This is a genomic window from Thalassotalea ganghwensis, from assembly GCF_053485795.1.
Map to the genome: position 1 here is coordinate 211,701 of NZ_JBQRUM010000002.1, position 19,492 is coordinate 231,192.

General features: G+C 40.1%; 15 protein-coding genes. 5 read left to right on the forward strand and 10 right to left on the reverse strand.

Going from position 1 to position 19,492, the window contains the following annotated elements:
• Nucleotides 1–45 precede the first annotated feature (45 nt).
• The 9 genes from bamA to rpsB all read right to left on the reverse strand — a co-directional run bounded on the left by bamA (nucleotide 46) and on the right by rpsB (nucleotide 9,957).
• The gene (bamA, locus tag ACSLUH_RS02890; protein ID WP_448564401.1) at nucleotides 46–2,493 is read right to left on the reverse strand and encodes an outer membrane protein assembly factor BamA; all 2,448 of its coding nucleotides are present in this window, start codon (nucleotides 2,491–2,493) and stop codon (nucleotides 46–48) included.
• 30 nt (nucleotides 2,494–2,523) lie between these two features.
• Complete coding sequence (rseP, locus tag ACSLUH_RS02895) at nucleotides 2,524–3,879, reverse strand: sigma E protease regulator RseP (RefSeq protein WP_448564403.1); 1,356 nt, start codon at nucleotides 3,877–3,879, stop codon at nucleotides 2,524–2,526.
• Nucleotides 3,880–5,100, reverse strand: a complete 1,221-nt coding sequence (ispC, locus tag ACSLUH_RS02900; protein WP_448564405.1) for a 1-deoxy-D-xylulose-5-phosphate reductoisomerase — start codon at nucleotides 5,098–5,100, stop codon at nucleotides 3,880–3,882.
• A 4-nt stretch (nucleotides 5,101–5,104) separates the two neighbouring features.
• Nucleotides 5,105–5,971, reverse strand: a complete 867-nt coding sequence (locus tag ACSLUH_RS02905) for a phosphatidate cytidylyltransferase (protein ID WP_448564407.1) — start codon at nucleotides 5,969–5,971, stop codon at nucleotides 5,105–5,107.
• Nucleotides 5,972–5,995: 24 nt separating this feature from the next.
• A complete protein-coding gene (uppS, locus tag ACSLUH_RS02910) occupies nucleotides 5,996–6,751 on the reverse strand; it encodes a polyprenyl diphosphate synthase (RefSeq protein ID WP_448564409.1) in 756 nt (251 codons plus the stop codon).
• Between the two features lie 85 nt (nucleotides 6,752–6,836).
• The gene (gene frr / locus ACSLUH_RS02915; RefSeq protein ID WP_448564676.1) at nucleotides 6,837–7,358 is read right to left on the reverse strand and encodes a ribosome recycling factor; all 522 of its coding nucleotides are present in this window, start codon (nucleotides 7,356–7,358) and stop codon (nucleotides 6,837–6,839) included.
• Between the two features lie 64 nt (nucleotides 7,359–7,422).
• The gene (gene pyrH, locus ACSLUH_RS02920; protein WP_448564411.1) at nucleotides 7,423–8,163 is read right to left on the reverse strand and encodes a UMP kinase; all 741 of its coding nucleotides are present in this window, start codon (nucleotides 8,161–8,163) and stop codon (nucleotides 7,423–7,425) included.
• 127 nt (nucleotides 8,164–8,290) lie between these two features.
• Entirely contained in the window at nucleotides 8,291–9,130 is an 840-nt protein-coding gene (gene tsf, locus ACSLUH_RS02925) for a translation elongation factor Ts (RefSeq protein ID WP_448564413.1), read from the reverse strand.
• 98 nt (nucleotides 9,131–9,228) lie between these two features.
• On the reverse strand, nucleotides 9,229–9,957 hold the full coding sequence (gene rpsB, locus ACSLUH_RS02930) for a 30S ribosomal protein S2 (RefSeq protein ID WP_448564415.1): 729 nt from the start codon (nucleotides 9,955–9,957) through the stop codon (nucleotides 9,229–9,231).
• A 325-nt stretch (nucleotides 9,958–10,282) separates the two neighbouring features.
• On the opposite strand from rpsB, the gene ACSLUH_RS02935 reads away from it, so the two are divergent.
• Nucleotides 10,283–10,891 (forward strand): hypothetical protein, encoded by a 609-nt coding sequence (locus tag ACSLUH_RS02935; protein WP_448564417.1) that lies wholly within the window; start codon nucleotides 10,283–10,285, stop codon nucleotides 10,889–10,891.
• A 53-nt stretch (nucleotides 10,892–10,944) separates the two neighbouring features.
• On the opposite strand, the gene ACSLUH_RS02940 is transcribed toward ACSLUH_RS02935, so the two are convergent.
• On the reverse strand, nucleotides 10,945–11,985 hold the full coding sequence (locus ACSLUH_RS02940; RefSeq protein WP_448564419.1) for a GGDEF domain-containing protein: 1,041 nt from the start codon (nucleotides 11,983–11,985) through the stop codon (nucleotides 10,945–10,947).
• 289 nt (nucleotides 11,986–12,274) lie between these two features.
• Here ACSLUH_RS02940 and map point away from each other — a divergent pair, with 289 nt between their 5' ends.
• The 4 genes from map (at nucleotide 12,275) to ACSLUH_RS02960 (ending at nucleotide 19,474) form a co-directional block, all read left to right on the forward strand.
• Nucleotides 12,275–13,063 carry a type I methionyl aminopeptidase gene (gene map / locus ACSLUH_RS02945; RefSeq protein ID WP_448564421.1) on the forward strand — a complete coding sequence of 263 codons (789 nt, stop codon included), beginning with the start codon at nucleotides 12,275–12,277 and terminating at the stop codon, nucleotides 13,061–13,063.
• A 35-nt stretch (nucleotides 13,064–13,098) separates the two neighbouring features.
• Nucleotides 13,099–15,708 (forward strand): [protein-PII] uridylyltransferase, encoded by a 2,610-nt coding sequence (glnD, locus tag ACSLUH_RS02950; protein ID WP_448564423.1) that lies wholly within the window; start codon nucleotides 13,099–13,101, stop codon nucleotides 15,706–15,708.
• Between the two features lie 32 nt (nucleotides 15,709–15,740).
• Entirely contained in the window at nucleotides 15,741–16,568 is an 828-nt protein-coding gene (gene dapD, locus ACSLUH_RS02955; RefSeq protein WP_448564425.1) for a 2,3,4,5-tetrahydropyridine-2,6-dicarboxylate N-succinyltransferase, read from the forward strand.
• Between the two features lie 626 nt (nucleotides 16,569–17,194).
• The gene (locus ACSLUH_RS02960) at nucleotides 17,195–19,474 is read left to right on the forward strand and encodes a cytochrome c peroxidase (protein WP_448564427.1); all 2,280 of its coding nucleotides are present in this window, start codon (nucleotides 17,195–17,197) and stop codon (nucleotides 19,472–19,474) included.
• Nucleotides 19,475–19,492 lie beyond the last annotated feature (18 nt).

The following is a 19,492-nucleotide window of genomic DNA, read 5'->3' on the forward strand; positions in this document are numbered from 1 at the left end:
TATTCATTCTGATCATTGTTGTTGATATTGGGATCAGTTGTTAAATTAAAAGGTTTGGCCAATATTAAAACTAAAGAATTTAGTATCATCCCCTTCTTCTTCTTTTAACGACTTAGCAAAACTAAATATCATCGGCCCCATCGGCGATAACCATTGTACAGATAAGCCAGCTGAAGCTCTATACCTATCAATAGCAGAATAATCGGCGATTTTATCTAATTGATTAATCGCTAAGTCTTGATAGTCACTTAACTGAAACTCTGTATCCCAAACATTGCCCGCATCGACAAATAAGCTGGTTCTAACACTATTGGCAAATCCTTCGTCAAGGAATGGTGTTGGTACTATTAATTCAATACCCGCTAATGCGATTGCATTACCACCAACCGAGCGAGGTGACGGCGTAATCACATCATGATCAGGTCCTAAACAACAGGTTTCACCGACTAGCGTTGGGGTTCTAAAAATAGCACGAGGGCCAACGGTGTTGTTTTCAAAGCCACGTAAAGTATCTGAACCACCTGCTCTAAAATTTTCCCAGAACGGTAAAATCTGGTCATTATCATTGTAAGTACCGTAACCATTACCATAGCCAAGTTGTAAGCGCGTTAACACGCTCCACTTCATATCTCGGGTTAACGGGAAATACCATTTGGTATCCAAATTCACTTTAAAGTAATTAACGTCAGAATTAGGCGTTGTCATCTTATACGTGAAAGTTTGCTGTGAACCTGCTGTCGGGAATGTACCTCGGTTCAACGTTGTTCTCGAAATCGCCGCAGAGATATCAAACGTTTCAAATTCTAGACCACCATCAGGGTTATCAGGGTCAGAATATAACTCATAAAAACGTTGAATCTGTTCGTAGGTTTGTAAACGGGTAATACCGTTGTTCTTATAACCTATTCCGAAATTAAGTCGTAAATACTCATTAATAGGGAAACCAAAATTAACGCCTAATCCATAAGTTTTATTATTATACTCAACTAAGTTAGCACTACCGGCGTCAAACTCGTTGTAATAAATTTGCCCGCCAAGAGAAACAGCATCTTTAGTAAAATAAGGGTCAGTATAGGAAACACTGACACTACGAGAATAACTAATCGTGTTGACATTAAACGCTAAGCGATTACCCGTACCCAAGAAGTTATTCTGTTGAATACCTGCATTTAAACTTAACTTAGTTGTTGAGCCATATCCAATACCGGCAGTAAATGATCCCGATGGTTGCTCTTTCACCTGAAACTCGACATCGACCAAATCATCTTGGTCAGCCACGGGTTTGGTTTCAAACTCCACTGTTTCTAAATAAGGTAACCTTGATAACCAAGCTTTCGAGCCCTCAACAAGACTATTCGATAACCACGCACCTTCCATTTGACGCATTTCACGTCTGAGGACTTCATCTGACGTGACATGATGTCCTTTAAAGTTAATGCGGTTAACATAAATTCGTTTGCCCGGGTCGATAGACACCGATAACTTAACAGTCTTATCTTCTTCATTAATTTCAGGAATGGTGGTCACCTTAGGGTAAGCATAACCAAATCGACCTAAAAATTTACTAATGGTTTCTTCAGTATAAGTTACCACGGCACCATTATATAAAGTGTCAGCTCGAAGTGGAGAAATCGCTTTGATGGTTTTTTCAAAACCCGCCATATCGCCGATAAATTCAATATCGCTAATGGTGTATTGCTCACCTTCAGTGACATTTAAGGTGATATATACCGACTTTTTATCCGGCGTCATAGACACCTGTGTCGAATCCACTTTGTATTTTAAATAACCACGATCAAGGTAATAACTTTCAATGGTTTCCATATCCCCTTGAAGAGTTTGTTTTTGATAGCGGTCTTGCGCCATGAAATCCCACCACGGCGAATCGTAAGTGAGCTCGATATTGTCAAGAAGCTCTTCATCTGAAAATACTTCGTTACCAACAATATTAATTTGCTGAATCGCTGCGGCATCACCTTCGCTAAAAACCAATTTCAAATCAACGCGATTTCTTGGCAAGTAGGTAATTTCAGCTTTAACATCGGCGTTGTACTTACCAACACTGTGGTAGAAATCTTCAAGACCCGCTTCAAGTCCAGCGATAACCGTTTTATCGAGAGTTTCACCTACGCGAATATCACTGCCATCAAGACTTTCTTGTAATTGTTCATCTTTTAAATCGCTATTGCCTTCAAAAGTGATCTCACTAATCGTTTCTCGCTCTTTAACACGAAATATGACACGGTTGCCGTCACGTGACACGACGATATCATTGAAATGTCCTGAACGATACAACGTCTTGATCGCTTGAGAAATCCTGAATTCATTTAACGTATCGCCTATATTAAAAGGAATATGGGTTAACGCTGCTCCTAATGCTACCCTTTGTAGGCCTTTAACTTGAATATCTTCAACGGTAAACTCTTCGGCAGCTTGAGCCGAAGTACCTAACGCACCTAATAACACCGCAAGGGCTAATTTTTTAATCATCATATAATAGTTACTTTATACTTCTTATTTCTTTTATAAACGAGAAAAGTCGTTCATTAGTGCAAGTCCCATCAATCCTAGTAGCAGGATTGTACCAAACTTAAAGCCCATTTCCTGAACTTTTTCAGGTACCGGCTTACCGGTGAAAAGCTCTATAAGGTAATAAACTAAATGGCCACCATCAAGTACTGGGACCGGTAAAATATTAATAATGCCTAAATTAATACTAATTAACGCTAAAAAGCCTAAAAAATAGACAAAACCAAAGCCTGCATGAGCTCCTGCTCCTTGAGCTATTCCTATTGGCCCACTAAGATTTTTAACCGACACATCGCCTGTGAGTAATTTGCCGATCATATCAAAACTTAAGGTAATAAGATCCCATGTTTTATCCAAACTTTTTCCAATGGCAGCAATCGGACCATAAGCAAGGTCTATTAAATATTCCTCAGGATAAGGTTCTACTTTCGGTGCAATACCAATAAAGCCTATTTTTTTACCATCACGTTCTACCGCGTTAGGCACTACTGCTAGCGATAACGCTTGTCCTGCTCTTTCTATCGTTACTAAAACTTCTTGTTCAGGAAATGTTTTAATTTGCTTTGAAAATATATCCCAGTCATTATTGATAGATTGTCCATTAATCGCGATTAATTTATCTCCGACGCGAATATCATAACGCTCAGCAGCCGAACCTTTGCCGACTAGGGCTACCTCATTCGTTCTCGCCGCTTGAAACGGAATGAAGCCTAGACTTTCATATGCTGATATTTGATCCGGTCGGTACTGCCACTCTTTTGTATCTAACGTCACCGTCCTAGGCGATGCACTGTCAATACTCTTATAAGTCAGGGTTATCTCTGGGTCACCTATATATCTCACCAGCGCCAAATTAACTTCATTCCAATCTTGAGTTGGCTCTTCCCCGACCGCAATGATTTCTGATTGTTCTGTCATTGCTGTTTGCGCGGCAATTGAATTAGGCAGAATATCACCAACAATAGGTTTTACACTTGGAACCCCTAACAAAAACATCAAATAAAAGCATAGTATTGCGAAAATAAAGTTCGCTAAGGGTCCTGCAGCAACGACGGCGATACGTTGGTAAACCGATTTATTATTAAATGCATTTGGCTTATCTTGTTCAGAAACGTTGTCGATCCGTTCATCGAGCATCTTGACGTAGCCACCGAGTGGAATAAGCGCAATGACAAACTCTGTACCATGACGGTCTACTTTACGCCATAACGGCTGGCCAAAGCCAATAGAAAAGCGCTCAACCTTAACACCGTTTTTCTTGGCAACCCAATAATGTCCATATTCATGAACGGTAATGAGAATGCCCAACGCGATAATAAATGAGGATAAATTCCACAAAAACTCCATCATTTAATTACTACCCACCTTCTCATTAATAATTTGATTGACTATTTTTAATGCATATTCTCTTGCATTTTTATCAACCCGAAGTACATCTTCAATATTATTCACCTTTTCTGAGACAAAATTTTTCACAGAAGTTTCATTTATTTTTGCAATATCGGTAAATTTTATCGATTCGTTTAAAAAAGCATCAACTGCTACTTCGTTACTGGCATTTAGCGCTGTGCACGCTGATTGACCTATTTCACACGCCTCTATCGCCAGTTTAAGGTTAGGGTAACGTTGATAATCAACGTCTGAAAATTCAAAAGGTTTCGTATTAAAAAAATCAAGGGGTTCAACACCAGCATCAATTCTATCTGGGTAAGCAAGGGCATGGGCAATTGGTGTACGCATATCAGGGTTACCCATTTGTGCAATGACCGAACCATCTTTATATTGCACCATGGAATGAATCGTACTTTGTGGGTGCAATACTACCTGAATATCTTGAGGGGTAAGGTTAAACAACCAACGAGCTTCGATAAACTCTAGACCTTTATTCATCATTGTTGCTGAGTCTACTGAGATTTTATTTCCCATATCCCAATTAGGGTGTGCGCAAGCTTGTGCCGGTGTCACATGCTCGAGTTCGTCGAGCGGCAATGTTCGAAAAGGACCACCAGAGCCAGTCAATAATATTTTACTGATACCCGAACCCGCCAGATTGGCTTCAGAGCTTCGTTGTTGTGCTGAACTTGGTAAACATTGAAAAATTGCATTGTGCTCACTATCGATCGGTAGTAACTCTGCACCCGAGCTCTTAACAGCTTCGATAAAGATAGCGCCTGATGTCACCAAGGCTTCTTTATTGGCTAGTAATACTCTTTTGCCTTGCTTAACCGCAGCGAGTGTTGGTAACAAACCAGAAGCACCAACAATCGCCGCCATAACCGTATCAACACTATGATCCTCGGCTAATGTTATCAACGCTTGCTCACCTGATAACACGTTGATGTTTTCAACACCTTTTTCAATTAATGTTTGTGCTAACTGATCAGCATGTGATGGGGATACCATCACAACCTGCTTAGGTTGAAACTCTAGACAAAGCTCAAGCATAGTGTCGACACTTGTGTTAGCCGACAAACTGACGACATTGAACCGCTCAGGGTGTCTACGCACGACATCTAAGGTATTAAGCCCAATGGAACCTGTTGCACCTAAAATACATAAATTACGCTTCATTCAATTACCAGCCAATTAATGCGTAACACAGCGCAAAGACAGGTGCTGTTGCCGTTAAGCTATCAATCCTATCAAGAATACCACCATGACCTGGCAATATTGTACCGCTGTCTTTAATACCGGCTTGACGTTTAAACATACTCTCGTTTAAATCCCCTAACACCGAAATCGTTGTGATTAGGACGGTAACAAATAACACTAAAATAAATTGATGTTGTTGCCAGTCAAGCATATAGCCAGCGATGGAGATCAAACAACAAGAAAACAGTACTCCACCTAAATACCCTTCAATGGTTTTACCTGGACTGACATTGGGCATCAATTTTCGCCTACCAATAGCTTTACCGACGAAATAGGCACCAATATCAGCACTCCAAACCATTAAAAATAAGAACATGATTAACTGAGCACCATGATAAGGGTCCGCTTGATAGTCATTCGTGCGGATCACCATAAAAGCAAGCCAAGTTGGCACTAATGTTAACCAACCGAAAACACCTCTTACTGAACGATGACTTGACCAAAATGTACTGCAACGAGGATACAAAAAGGTCAATGTTGCGGATAATACCCACCAGCCAACCGCAAGCCATAAAACATAAATGGCTTCTTGATGCAATTCATGAGGCGATAGCCATAGTTTTTCAAGCGGTAACTGCATCCATAATAAGCTAATGAGCCCAATGGTTGCACCAACAAATGCGATACGACGTCGATTATTGTCAAAGCCCATCAGTGGGCCCCACTCCCAAGCACCTATTGCCATTATTGCCATAATAAGTGAAGCAAAGTTGGCTAGTGGTAAATAAAATATTGCTGAAATTGCTAAAGGCGCAAGTATTACAGCAGTTAAAATTCTTTGTTTTAACAAACGATGACCCTTTTCTATTCGTTATTATTCACTCGTTTTAATTTGTTCGCCTGTTAAACCAAAACGACGTTCACGCCTGTCATAGCATGCTAATGCTGCTAAAATTTCATTCTCTTTAAAATCTGGCCAAAGTGTATCAGTAAAATACAGTTCAGCATATGCTGCTTGCCACAACAAAAAATTACTGATGCGGTAATCGCCACCTGTCCTAATTAACAAGTCGAGTTCGGGTAGTTGCGCTAAGCAAATATGCTCAGCCATGATTTCTTCATCAATACTATCCACATCCATTTCACCAGAAATGACTTTTTTAGCAAGCGTTTTTGCCGCGTTAGCGATATCCCAACGACCACCATAATTGGCAGCAATTGATAACACCATAGCATTATTGTCAGCGGTTAGTTGTTCAGCTTCTCTTATCATTTTTTGTAATTTCGCTGAAAAACGACTGACATCGCCAATAACTTGAAAACGGATGTTATTCTTATGTAATTTTTTTACTTCGCGAGTCAAGACAAACATAAAAAGATCCATTAGCACGCTAACTTCACTTTCAGGTCGTTGCCAATTTTCACTACTAAAAGCAAAAAGTGTTAACGCCTTCACTCCTTGTTTACGAGCGGTAGATACGACAGCACGAACCGATTCGACACCGTTCTTATGGCCAACCACTCGCTTTTTACCGCGCAACTGTGCCCAACGTCCGTTGCCATCCATAATAATAGCGACGTGCTTAGGTAAGTTGGCTAATTCACTATTGGGCGCTTGTGTTGTTTCCAAAATGACTCCGTTTTAAGCGATTCAGCATACAAAAACGCTGTAGTTCGTTAGTATAAAACTACAGCGTTTAAATAAAGTTTACTGATTAAATTTCCATTAGTTCAGCTTCTTTATCAGCAAGAATCGAATCGACTTGCTTAACGAAAGTATCAGTAATTTTTTGAATTTCATCTTCGGCTTGATGCATTTCATCATCACTAATTTCTTTGTCTTTATTCAGTGACTTAATGTCTGAATTCGCATCTCGACGAATATTACGAATAGCGACTTTAGCACCCTCGCCTTCGCCTTTTACCACTTTAACTAAATCTTTGCGTCGCTCTTCCGTTAACGGAGGCAAAGGAATACGAATCAACGTACCTTGCGAAGAAGGATTTAAACCAAGATCTGAAGCTAAAATCGCTTTTTCTACTGCTGAAATCATACTTTTATCGAAGACAGTAACGGCAATAGTACGCGCATCAGGAATCGAAACATTACCCACTTGGTTCAACGGGGTATCGGTTCCGTAATACTCTACCGTAATGTTATCCAGTAGAGATACATGGGCGCGACCAGTTCTTACTTTATTTAAATTAACCTTAAACGCATCAATGCTTTTTGCCATTCGTTCTTTTGCGTTCTTTTTAATATCATCAATCACAGTTTAAATTCCTTACAACTATCGCTGTTTACTCTAAGTTCTCTGCATGATCTATGGTCGTACCTTCATCTTCTCCCATGATCACCGCTTTCAATGCGCCAGGTTTATTCATATTGAATACTCTAATTGGCATGTTATGGTCACGCGCCAGCGTAAATGCAGCAAGGTCCATAACTTTTAATTCTTTTTCTAATACTGCTTGGTATGTTAAGTGAGTATATAGTTCTGCATCTGGGTTGGCTACTGGGTCGGCAGAATAAATACCGTCAACTTTAGTGGCTTTTAATACCGCATCAGCTTCAATCTCAATACCACGAAGACATGCAGCTGAATCGGTAGTGAAAAACGGATTTCCTGTACCAGCACTAAAGATAACCACTCGACCTGATTTTAACAAGCCAATAGCATCTGCCCAGTTATAAGTATCACAAACACCGGCTAAATCAATCGCTGACATCAATTTGGCATTAACAAAGGCTCTATGTAAAGCATCTCGCATTGCTAAACCATTCATCACAGTGGCAAGCATGCCCATTTGATCGCCAACCACTCTGTTCATACCCGCTTCAGCTAATCCTGCGCCGCGAAATAAGTTACCACCACCGATAACTAGGCCTACTTGCACGCCCATTTCAATAAGTTCTTTAATTTCTTGGGCCATGCGATCAAGAATACTAGGATCTATGCCAAATCCCTCTGAGCCCATTAAGGCTTCACCACTTAATTTTAATAATATTCGACGATATGTAGGTTTAGGATTGGTACTCATAAAATATACATTCCTGTAGGTATAAAAAAGCCGCGGTCAAAATTAACCGCGGCTATTTTAATACGTTTAGTAGACTATCGGAAGTCTAAACTGAAAAAAGTCATTGCATAAGCAGCATTGTGCTTAATTATTGACCTTTTGCAGCAGCGATTTGTGCTTCAACTTCAGCAGCAAAATCTTCTTCTTTTCTCTCGATACCTTCACCAACTTCTAAGCGAGAAAAAGCAGAGATAGTAACACCTTTCTCTTTTAATACTTCGCCTACCGTTCTTTTTGGTTCGATAATGAATGCTTGACCAGTTAAAGAAATTTCACCGGTAAATTTCTTCATACGACCAGCAACCATTTTTTCAGCGATTTCTTGAGGCTTACCTTCATTCATCGCGATTTCTACTTGGATAGCTCTTTCTTTTTCAACAACATCAGCAGGTACATCTTCTGGGTTGATGAATTCAGGCTTACTAGCAGCTACGTGCATAGCAACTTGCTTAAGTGTTTCTGCATCGCCTTCACCAGCAACAACAACACCAATTTTAGCGCCGTGCTTGTATGAAGCTAAGTTTGCACCTTCAATGTACTCAACACGACGAACATTGATGTTCTCACCAATTTTAGCAACTAAAGCGATACGCTTTTCTTCGAACTGTGCTTGTAGCTCTTCGATAGAAGCTTTAGACGCTGCAGCAGCATCAGCTACTTCGTTAGCAAATGCTAAGAAGTTAGCATCTTTAGCAACGAAGTCAGTTTGACAGTTAACTTCAACTAAAGCGCCACCATTAATGATGATTTGACCTTCAGCAGCAATGTTACCTGCTTTCTTAGCAGCTTTTGCTTGGCCTGATTTACGCATGTTTTCAATTGCAAGTTCCATATCACCATCAGTTTCCTGAAGTGCTTTTTTACAATCCATCATGCCCGCGCCAGTGCGTTCGCGTAATTCTTTAACTTGTGCAGCAGTAATTGCCATGAGTTAATTCCTCAAATTCAGATTTAGTATAAAAACAATGCCACATGAGTATGAAACAAATGTGGCAATAGCAAAATTAAACAGATGTATAGCGAGAATTACTCAGCTTCTACAAAACCGTCTTTTTCAGCTTGTACAACGATGTTCTTTTCACGACCTTCAACAACAGCATTTGCAGCTGAGTCTAAATACAAAGTAACTGCACGAATCGCATCATCGTTACCAGGTACGATGTAATCAACACCATCTGGGTTTGAGTTAGTATCAACTACTGCAACAACTGGAATACCTAAGTTGTTTGCTTCTTTGATCGCAATGTGCTCGTGATCAGCATCGATAACAAATAACGCATCAGGTAAACCACCCATGTTTTTGATACCGCCTAAGCTCTTTTCAAGCTTTTCCATTTCACGAGTACGCATTAACGCTTCTTTTTTAGTTAACGCTTCAAAAGTACCGTCAGTGCTTTGAGCTTCTAAGTCTTTTAAACGCTTGATAGATTGACGAACTGTTTTCCAGTTAGTCAACATACCACCTAACCAACGGTGGTTTACAAAGAATTGGTCAGACTTAAGAGCAGCTTCTTTAACTGCATCACTTGCTGCACGCTTAGTACCAACGAACAATACTTTACCTTTCTTAGATGATACACCTGATAAGAAAGCTAACGCTTCGTTAAACATTGGAACAGTTTGCTCTAGGTTGATGATATGAACTTTGTCACGTGCACCAAAAATGTATGATTTCATTTTTGGGTTCCAGTAACGAGTTTTGTGACCGAAATGTACACCGGCCTTAAGCATATCGCGCATAGATACGTTTGGCATAAATAATTTTCCTTTTGGGGTTAAGCGTCCATACATCCGATACACACGACCCAATTCGCTTTTAAATAAAGCATGGCACCCCGGTATATCTGTTACTAGATGTATGTGAGATTATTAAAAAATACTACCCTCTTGAGTAGTATCGGTTAAACCAAGTCCCAATTGTTGGTTACCAACGGGGATTTTAGCGGCGCATTTTATACCACAAACAATCTAAATTAACCAGTAATTTATCTAATTTACTAAATAAAACTTGTTTAAAGACTAGTCGTTCGGCAGTTAGCAAGGTAAAATTCGCTTTTATCATTTATCAATAAGCAAGACCATGACCACAGAGCTATTTTTTATTTATGACAGTCATTGCCCGTGGAGTTACGCCGCGACAGCATTGGTCAGTGAAATTAAAGCTTCGTTACCTGAAATCACAATAACCCTGCTTCATTGCGGGCGATATCAAGGTGATGAACAAATTGGCAGTAAAACCTTAACTCAAGTGAGTGATGATAGTTTGGTTCGTTTCAGCGAAGCCTATTATCAACAAAAGCAGGTTGCTCCTGATTCCACCATTGCTGCCAACTTACTTGCTTGGCTCGGTAATAAAAACCCTGAACAAGCATTGGCAGTGTTAGTAGAGATCCAAAAGCAACATTTTCAACAAGGTAATACCTTATCGGAGATGGATGATTTTGCTACTATTATTAGCCAATTTAAATTATCCCCCCCTAATAAAGTCTTTAAACAAGATAAGTATGCAAAAGAAGCTGAGTTTGCATTAGGTATGGTAGAAGAGCTTCAAGAGATAATTGGTACTCCAGCAATTCCAGCGCTTCTGTTGGCTGTAGAGGACGATCTTGTTTTACTTAACCATAACTTGTATTTGAAAGAGTCTAAAGCAATTGTCGATGCCGTAAAAATGGAAATTAAGCGCGCGTAATTGACAATTTAAAGAGGAGATAGTGAGCTGAATCCGTTGTAATCTAGCGCGTATTAAAATAGTTCTATATCTCCTTCGACCTTGTCATTGACAACCAAAATACCGTCATCGAGCAACTCCTCATAGCACTGCACTTGATTACGTCCATTCCCCTTGGCGTAGTATAGCGCTTTATCAGCACGTTCAAAGATTGTTGATGGATGAGTACTTTCAACAACCTCTGTCAAACCGCAACTAATCGTGACATGCTTTACCATCGGAAACTGGTAAGCTTCTACTTTTACTCGAAAGGCTTCGAGTAATTGAAACGCCTGATGCTGCTTCATTGGTTCGAAGACGATGACAAATTCTTCACCACCAAAGCGAAACAATAAGTCGTTGCGTCTAAAGCTTGATTTCATTAACTGAGATAACGTTAATAACACTTCATCACCGTAGACATGTCCAAATGTGTCATTTACTCTTTTAAAAAAGTCTATATCGACAATTGCCAACCATGGCCTTACATTCTGTTTAGTTTGGCGAAAATTCTCCCGAGAAGGGTTTAATAAGTCTTGCTGTTGATTTCTGACTTGGCGCGTGATGAGGACGTTAAGTTTTTGATCATAAGTACGTCGATTAAGCAAACCTGTTAGGGAATCTTGCTCACTCACTGATAAGATAGAATAAAAGTTTTGGCATACTTTGATAATAGCGCTAATTTCAGGTAACTCAGAATGAATTGCCTTTTGGCTCACAATATTAAAAGCATACATTAAAGAGCGATTGACGAGTATCGGAATAATAAGATGATAATTTTCGTCGAGTTTCATGACAAAAATATCACCAATATAATTGGCGTTATCCAACAAATGTGTTTTAACAATATCAACGCTATGTGACGTTAACTCAATATGATTAATCGTATTCCCCACTAATCGTGAAGAATTAGTCACCAGCGTAATTTCGCCAAACTGATGACTTTGACAATCAAATAAAACAACTTCGCTATCCGATATTAACTCAGTCAAACTCAATAAAATACTCACGCTAAAAGCATCGGTATCAGTATTTTGAGTGATTTCTATAATTGACTCTATTGTTTTATCTTTCATCTCACATCTAAACCAACTGTTTATTAGTTTAAAGCTAGTAAAGGATAGAATAATTAGCAACGCATTAAAAATATCAATAGTTGCAGACCTGTTATCGCCGCTCCCGATGTATTGTATTCCCACGCACAAATAAAGGTTTATCACCCTTAATAAACTTTTTATGCTTGCACGAATTCTATATTGGGAAATTCATCAAAAACATGTAGAATCACCACTGTTTATTGTGCCGAGCAAATATATCGGCAACGTCATAAAACACTACATAAAGTACGCTTATTTTGAGGGCTGAATGTCAATTCCAATTAAAAACCAAGACGAAATAGCAAAAATGCGTGTAGCAGGTAAATTAGCTGCTGACGTATTAGAAATGATCGAACCCCACGTTAAAGCGGGTGTTACCACGAATGAATTAGATAAAATCTGTGCGGAGTACACCGAAAAGGTTCAGCAGGCAATTTCGGCACCACTGAATTATCATGGATTCCCAAAGTCTATCTGTACTTCAATAAACCATGTCGTTTGTCATGGCATTCCTGATGATACCCCGCTAAAAGATGGTGATATCGTTAATATAGATATTACCGTGATTAAAGACGGATACCATGGTGATACCAGTAAAATGTTTTTGATTGGCGATGTAACGCCAGAAGACAAACGCCTTTGCCGGATTACCCAAGAAGCCTTATATTTAGCGTTAAAGAAAGTAAAACCGGGCGTTGCTTTTGGTGAAATTGGTGCAACGATTCAAAAGTTCATCAAAAAAGCCGGTCGTTACAGTATTGTCAAAGAGTACTGCGGTCACGGCATCGGTAAAGAATTCCATGAAGAGCCTCAAATTGTTCATTATAAAAATAATGAAAAAACCAAAATGCAAGAAGGCATGTGTTTCACTATCGAACCGATGATCAACCTTGGTCGTGCGAATACTGTATTAGATAAAGAAGACAACTGGACGGTGTACACTATCGACGGTAAAAAATCAGCACAGTGGGAACATACTATTTTAGTCACCAAAACAGGCTGTGAAATTTTAACTTTGCGAAGTGATGATACGATACCTCGTATCTTACACAATTAATTTAATCGTTATTTCAGGTGAGCGATAATCTATCGATGACTGTTATTATCCCAGAGCAATTCCTAACGCCTTTTTCTTTAACAGAGCCAGACATCAGCGTTAAAGATATAGCTCACCTAAATCGCGAGTTTTACCAATGGCAACGAAGCCAATTTAGTCACGATTACATCACGAATATTGTCGCAGCTAGGGCGCAATTTGTTGATAGCTTGCTTAACAAGCTTTGGTCACAGCACCACTTAGATGAATATCAAATCGCCCTGCTTGCGGTAGGGGGCTATGGGCGCGGAGAGCTCCATCCTCATTCAGATATTGATATTTTACTGCTTACTCAAGAGCACCTCGAAGACGATTTACAAGAAAAAATCGCCACTTTTATAACCGATTTATGGGATGTAAAGCTCGATGTTGGTCATAGTGTTCGTAGTATTTCGGAATGTATCAAGCGAGCTGAAAGCGATATCACAATTGCAACCAACCTCATGGAAATGCGTTTAATTTGTGGTAATCAAGCGCTTGCTGAACACCTACAACCGCTGTTAAATGAGCAAGACTTTTGGCCCTCTCAACGATTTTTTATCGCCAAACGTGATGAACAACAAAAACGTCATGAACAATATCATGGTGCAGCCTACACCTTAGAGCCTAACTTAAAAGCTAACCCCGGTGGTTTGAGAGATATCCAAACCATAGGTTGGGTTGCAAAGCGACACTTTCTTGCCGATTCATTGGCCGAATTAGTAGAACATCGCTATTTAACACACGATGAGTATTTTGAACTGTTAGAGTGTCAAGATTACCTTTGGCGAATGCGCTGTGCGCTCCACTTTATCGCTGGTCGTAGTGAAAATCGTTTATTATTCGACTATCAAGCTGATGTTGCTACTTTAATGGGATTTGGCGATCAAGGTAAGCATGCAATTGAACGGATGATGAAACGTTTTTTTCGCATTATTGGTCGCGTAGCTGAACTCAATAAAATGTTTTTACAACATTTTGAATTCGCCATCTTAAAAAATAACGTGACAGACAAGCAAATCGTTGTAAATCAAGATTTCGTGATCGTCGATGGGTTAATAAAGGCGGTCAATAAGCGAGTCTTCATGCGCTCCACTAAGATCATGGAAATGTTTTTGATCATTGCTGAACGTGACGAAATTAAAGATTTACACCCAGATACACTGCGCTTATTAAGAAATGCTCGCAGAAGGTTAGTCTCAGGCATGCTTGATTATGCCAATTGTCGCCGGATATTCATTGAAATAATGCGTCATCCGCGAGGACTTGGTCTGACATTCTCCTTAATGCACCAACATTCAATTTTAGGGGCTTACCTACCAGAATGGCGCAGTATTGTTGGTCAAATGCAATTTGATCTGTTTCACGCTTATTCGGTTGATGAGCATAGTTATCGATTGATCAAAAACCTGTATCGCTTTAGCCAACCAAAATACGATGATGAATTTCCATTGTGCAGTAAAATTGTGCAACGGATCAGAAAGCCTGAAGTGTTATACATTGCTGGCATTTTCCATGATATTGCCAAAGGCCGGGGTGGTGATCATGCCAAACTCGGCGCGGTTGACGCACTTGAGTTTAGTAAAATACATCAGCTAAATGATCATGATGGCCGCATGATCGCGTGGTTAGTCAGGCATCATCTATTAATGTCGATAACCGCTCAACGTCGAGATATTTCCGATCCTGAAGTGATTAAAACCTTTGCCAGTATCGTGCGCGATGAAGCACATTTAGATTATTTATACTGTCTTACTGTAGCCGATATGCGTGCAACAAACGAAAGTCTATGGAATAGCTGGAAAGCTAATTTATTACAGGAGCTCTATTTCAGCACCAAACGAGCCTTTCGTAGAGGGCTTGAAAAGCCAGTTGATCTGCGTGCGAAAATCAGAGAAAACCAATCGATTGCTCGTGAGTTATTAGGTAACGAACTAGCTATCGATGATTTAAATAATTTGTGGCGAGGTTTTAAAGCAGATTACTTCTTACGCTATTCGCCAGAGCAAATTGTTTGGCACAGCAAACATATTTTACATCACGATAAAACCAAACCTATGGTACTGATCAGTCCTAAGCCTTATCGTGGTGGCACTGAAGTATTTGTTTACACTAAAGATAACCCGAAAATTTTTGCCACTATTGTGACCTTGCTAGGCGCAAAAGGGTTATCAATTCATGATGCAAAAATCATTACCAGTAAAGATAAATATACCGCCAATACCTTTGTCATCCTAGATCAACGCGGACAGGCGATCACTGATAGTTATCGCGCATTAGATATTGCTCAGTCGTTAACTCATGCCTTGGCTAGTCAAATCATTACCTCGGCCGTGCCAACGACACCAAAAAGATTAAAACAGTTTACTATCAAAACCCAAGTAAGTTTTATTGAGTCTTCTAGTCGCAACAGAACCTTATTAGAAATTGTCGCCCTCGATAGCCCTGGATTACTGGCAAGATTAGCCAAGGTGTTTTTGGCTTGTCATATCAATATTCATTCGGCAAAAATTACCACTTTTGGTGAAAAAGCAGAAGATATGTTCACGGTATCGACTGCCGACAATCACGCATTAACCCTAGATGAACAAGCGATTTTATCTCAAAAACTTAATGACTCTATTTAAAAACATCACTTAGCATGATTAGGAATATTACCATGTCACAACTTCAACAAATTATCGAACAAGCTTTTGAAGAGCGAATGAACATAACGCCTTCAACAGTTAGCCCAGAAATCAAACAAGCCGTTTTAGATGCTATTGCTGCGTTAAATAACGGTAGTGCTAGGGTAGCTGAAAAAATTGCCGGTGAATGGGTTGTTCATCAATGGCTTAAAAAAGCAGTACTTCTGTCATTCCGTATTTGGGATAACAACGTTATCGACGGAGCAGAAAGTAAATACTTTGATAAAGTGCCAATGAAGTACACTGACTATAGCCAAGCAGATTTTGAAGCTGACGGCGTGCGCGTTGTGCCCGGTGCGTCGGTAAGAACCGGTAGTTACATTGCTAAAAACGTTGTGGTCATGCCAAGTTTTGTCAATATTGGTGCTTATGTCGATGAAGGTTGTATGGTTGATGGCTGGGCAACTGTCGGCTCATGTGCTCAAATTGGTAAAAACGTGCACCTTTCAGGTGGTGTTGGTATTGGTGGCGTATTAGAGCCACTGCAAGCAGGCCCAACCATTATTGAGGATAATTGTTTTATCGGCGCCCGTTCAGAAATTGTTGAAGGCGTAGTGGTTGAAGAAGGCGCGGTTATCTCAATGGGGGTTTATATTGGTCAAAGTACTCGTATCTTTGACCGTGAAACGGGTGAAACACATTACGGCAGAGTACCTGCTGGCTCAGTTGTCGTACCTGGAAACTTACCATCAAAGTGCGGCAGATATAGCTTATATGCAGCAATTATTGTTAAAAAAGTTGATGCGCAGACTAGAGCAAAAGTGGGTGTTAATGCCCTACTCCGCTCAATAGAAGAATAATTTTTCATCCCACACGAGTTTGCTGACAAACTCGTGTGGCTCTCCTGCTCTACCACACTATATTATCACAAAGGCTTCCTGTTTGTTTTGGAGCTTCCGTTAACCTCCCTCTATCCAAAGCTCAATAAATCGCAAGATCATAAACATAACTAAGCTCAGCTCTGTATAAGAAATGCATTTCTAACACCTATTTTTACTAACTTCTTCGTTATATTGTCATGAAACAACTGGCTATTCCTACAACTACACGCCTTGGATTAAGTAAATGCAGCGTAGTAAAAAGTCACAGTAAGCTTAAGCGTTTTATTTTGTTGTTTAGTGCTATTTCTTATACAAACCTGAGGTAAACGATTAAAAGCTGCCTTGGTTATCTGCGAATATAACGCTTATTTTTTACACTAAATTAACTTTATAGAAACATTAATATCATGTATTGTTCACATTGGTGGCATAATGTATACGATTAACACCCCAAATTTTGCCATTCGTATCATTTAACCTGTAGTTAAATGAAAACTCTTGGCACTATTAAAAATGCCTAAAAAATCACCATCCGCAGATGACTATAACTTTAGAGACGTCATCAAGCGAAAGGAAAAAAAACAACAATAATTAAGGAGGAATGTATGTCTACAAATCAAAACGTAGGTATTCGACTTAAAAGGCTCAAATCGATAGCGTGGTTAAGCTTAGGTTTTAGTCTATCAGCTTCTGCATACCAAGAGGTTGAATTGACTTTAGATCAACAACTGGCAGCACTAATAGAGCAACACCAATTAACTGGTGAACCAGACAAAGGCGTTAATATACCGTCGCCAACTGATCCAGAAGTAGAATTAGGGAAACAATTGTTTTTCTCCAAATCACTTTCTGGAGATAAAAATGTTGCCTGTGCAACCTGTCATCATCCTTACCTTGGAGGAGGTGATGATTTAGCATTAACCATTGGGGTGAACGCGCAAGATCCTGATGTTTTAGGCGAACAACGCAAACCAATCGATGGTCAATACACGGTTCCTCGTAACTCTCCGACTGTATTTAACAGCTGGACAGCAATGCGTAGCATGTTTCGCGACTCTCGAGTAGAGTTTGTCGACTTAACAGATCCAAGCAAAGGTATTTCGACACCTGATGTCGCATTTAACGAAGCCGATCCCAATGCTGGGGATTCACTGCTTGCGGCGCAAGCACGCTTTCCCGTAACCTCAACCGTAGAAATGCTCGGCGATAGCTTTGCTGCCGGTCTCGATAATGAAGCGATTCGAGCTCATTTAACCGATCGCATCGCTGATATCGGGATGGGGCAAGGCGCTCTTTTTAAAAACGAGTGGCGAGAACGATTTGAGCAGGTTTATCAACAACAAGTCCAATCTGGTGAAGAAGTTGTTACCTTTGCCAACATCATGAAAGCGATCGCAAAATATGAACAATCACTTAACTTTACGCAAAACCCTTGGTTTGACTACATTAAAGGCGACGTTAATGCGCTGAGTGATGCGCAAAAACGCGGTGCTATTTTATTTCTTACATTACCACCGAGACCCGATCCTAACGATCCCGATCCTCAAGGGCCACCTCCTGGCTTAGTCATTACCCAATGTGTTGCCTGTCATAGTGGTGATACCTTTGATCATTTAGTGGGTGCAAATGAACACAGAGTTGCCTTTCCACAAATTGGCCCAGGTACAGGCGCTGGTGCAACTGGCACTAATGACCTTGGTCGCAGCCAGAGAACGCTCAGTGCTATTGATGACTTTAAGTTTAGATCACCAAGCTTATTGAATATCGAAGTAACTGCTCCTTATGGTCATAGTGGCAGCTATCAAACGCTTGAACAAGTCATGCGACATTACAATAATTTTCACCTGACGGTTAATAACTATTTAGATAACCAACAATGGTGCGAGCAACCACAATTTAAAGATCGAGCTGATTGTGTATCATTGTTTCCTAACGCAAGAGCAGATTCACAAGCGGCGATGGATTTAGTGCTGGAAGAGCAAGCAAACGGAGCACCGATCTTATTGCCTATTGGCCTAGATGACCAGCAAATTGATGACATGGTGGCTTTCCTTAAAGCACTTACCGATCCTTGTGTTAAAGACGCAGAGTGCCTATCGCCGTGGTTACCTTCTCGTTATGAAGCTTCACCTGACAACTTAACTCTGCATGCAAAAACAGAAACAGGTGTGCCATTATACCTTGCACAAGATTGTGATAATAATGACAACACAATAGCAAATTATTCTCGTCTACGTTTCGATCAACAAGAATGCCTTTCTGGCACAAGCAAGTCTTTCTACGTTGATGTAAAACATGACAATAGCCTGTTATATATTTCAACCTTTGGTGATGCTGGCGATGTCAGTGTTAATTACCATCCAACCACTTGGGCGACATCAACAAACGCTACACGTGTTGCTAACAACCTTAGCAGCAGCAATGAATTGCTAACTATATCGGTGAATAAAGGCTATCACTTTATTAGTGTCAGTGATGCAAATTCATTTGAAAACTTAGCGCTTGTAGTTAGCGTTGATAGTGCAACAAGAGATCCCTTACCACAGCCGAGTGCAATAGATGATGCTTGTTCTTCAATGATGCCAATTGGCTATAGCGCACTTGAGGAAGGCATTGCAACTTGTATTGACCCTATGGGCTCTTGGTACTATTTTTATGTCGCACAGCCTGGCACTAGCTACGAATTGCGCACTCAACATGGTTCCGGGCAACTAGCGGTATATACTGATTACTTCTGGCCATCAGCACAATGGCATCAGTTTTCATCAAGCAATGATGGCGTTGACCAATACTTAAGACTCGATAATCTCAATCAAGGATGGTACTTCATCAAAGTTGATGCAAGTAATAATATGGGTTCCAGTATTCAATTAACACAGCGCTAGTTCTATTATTAGTTCTTT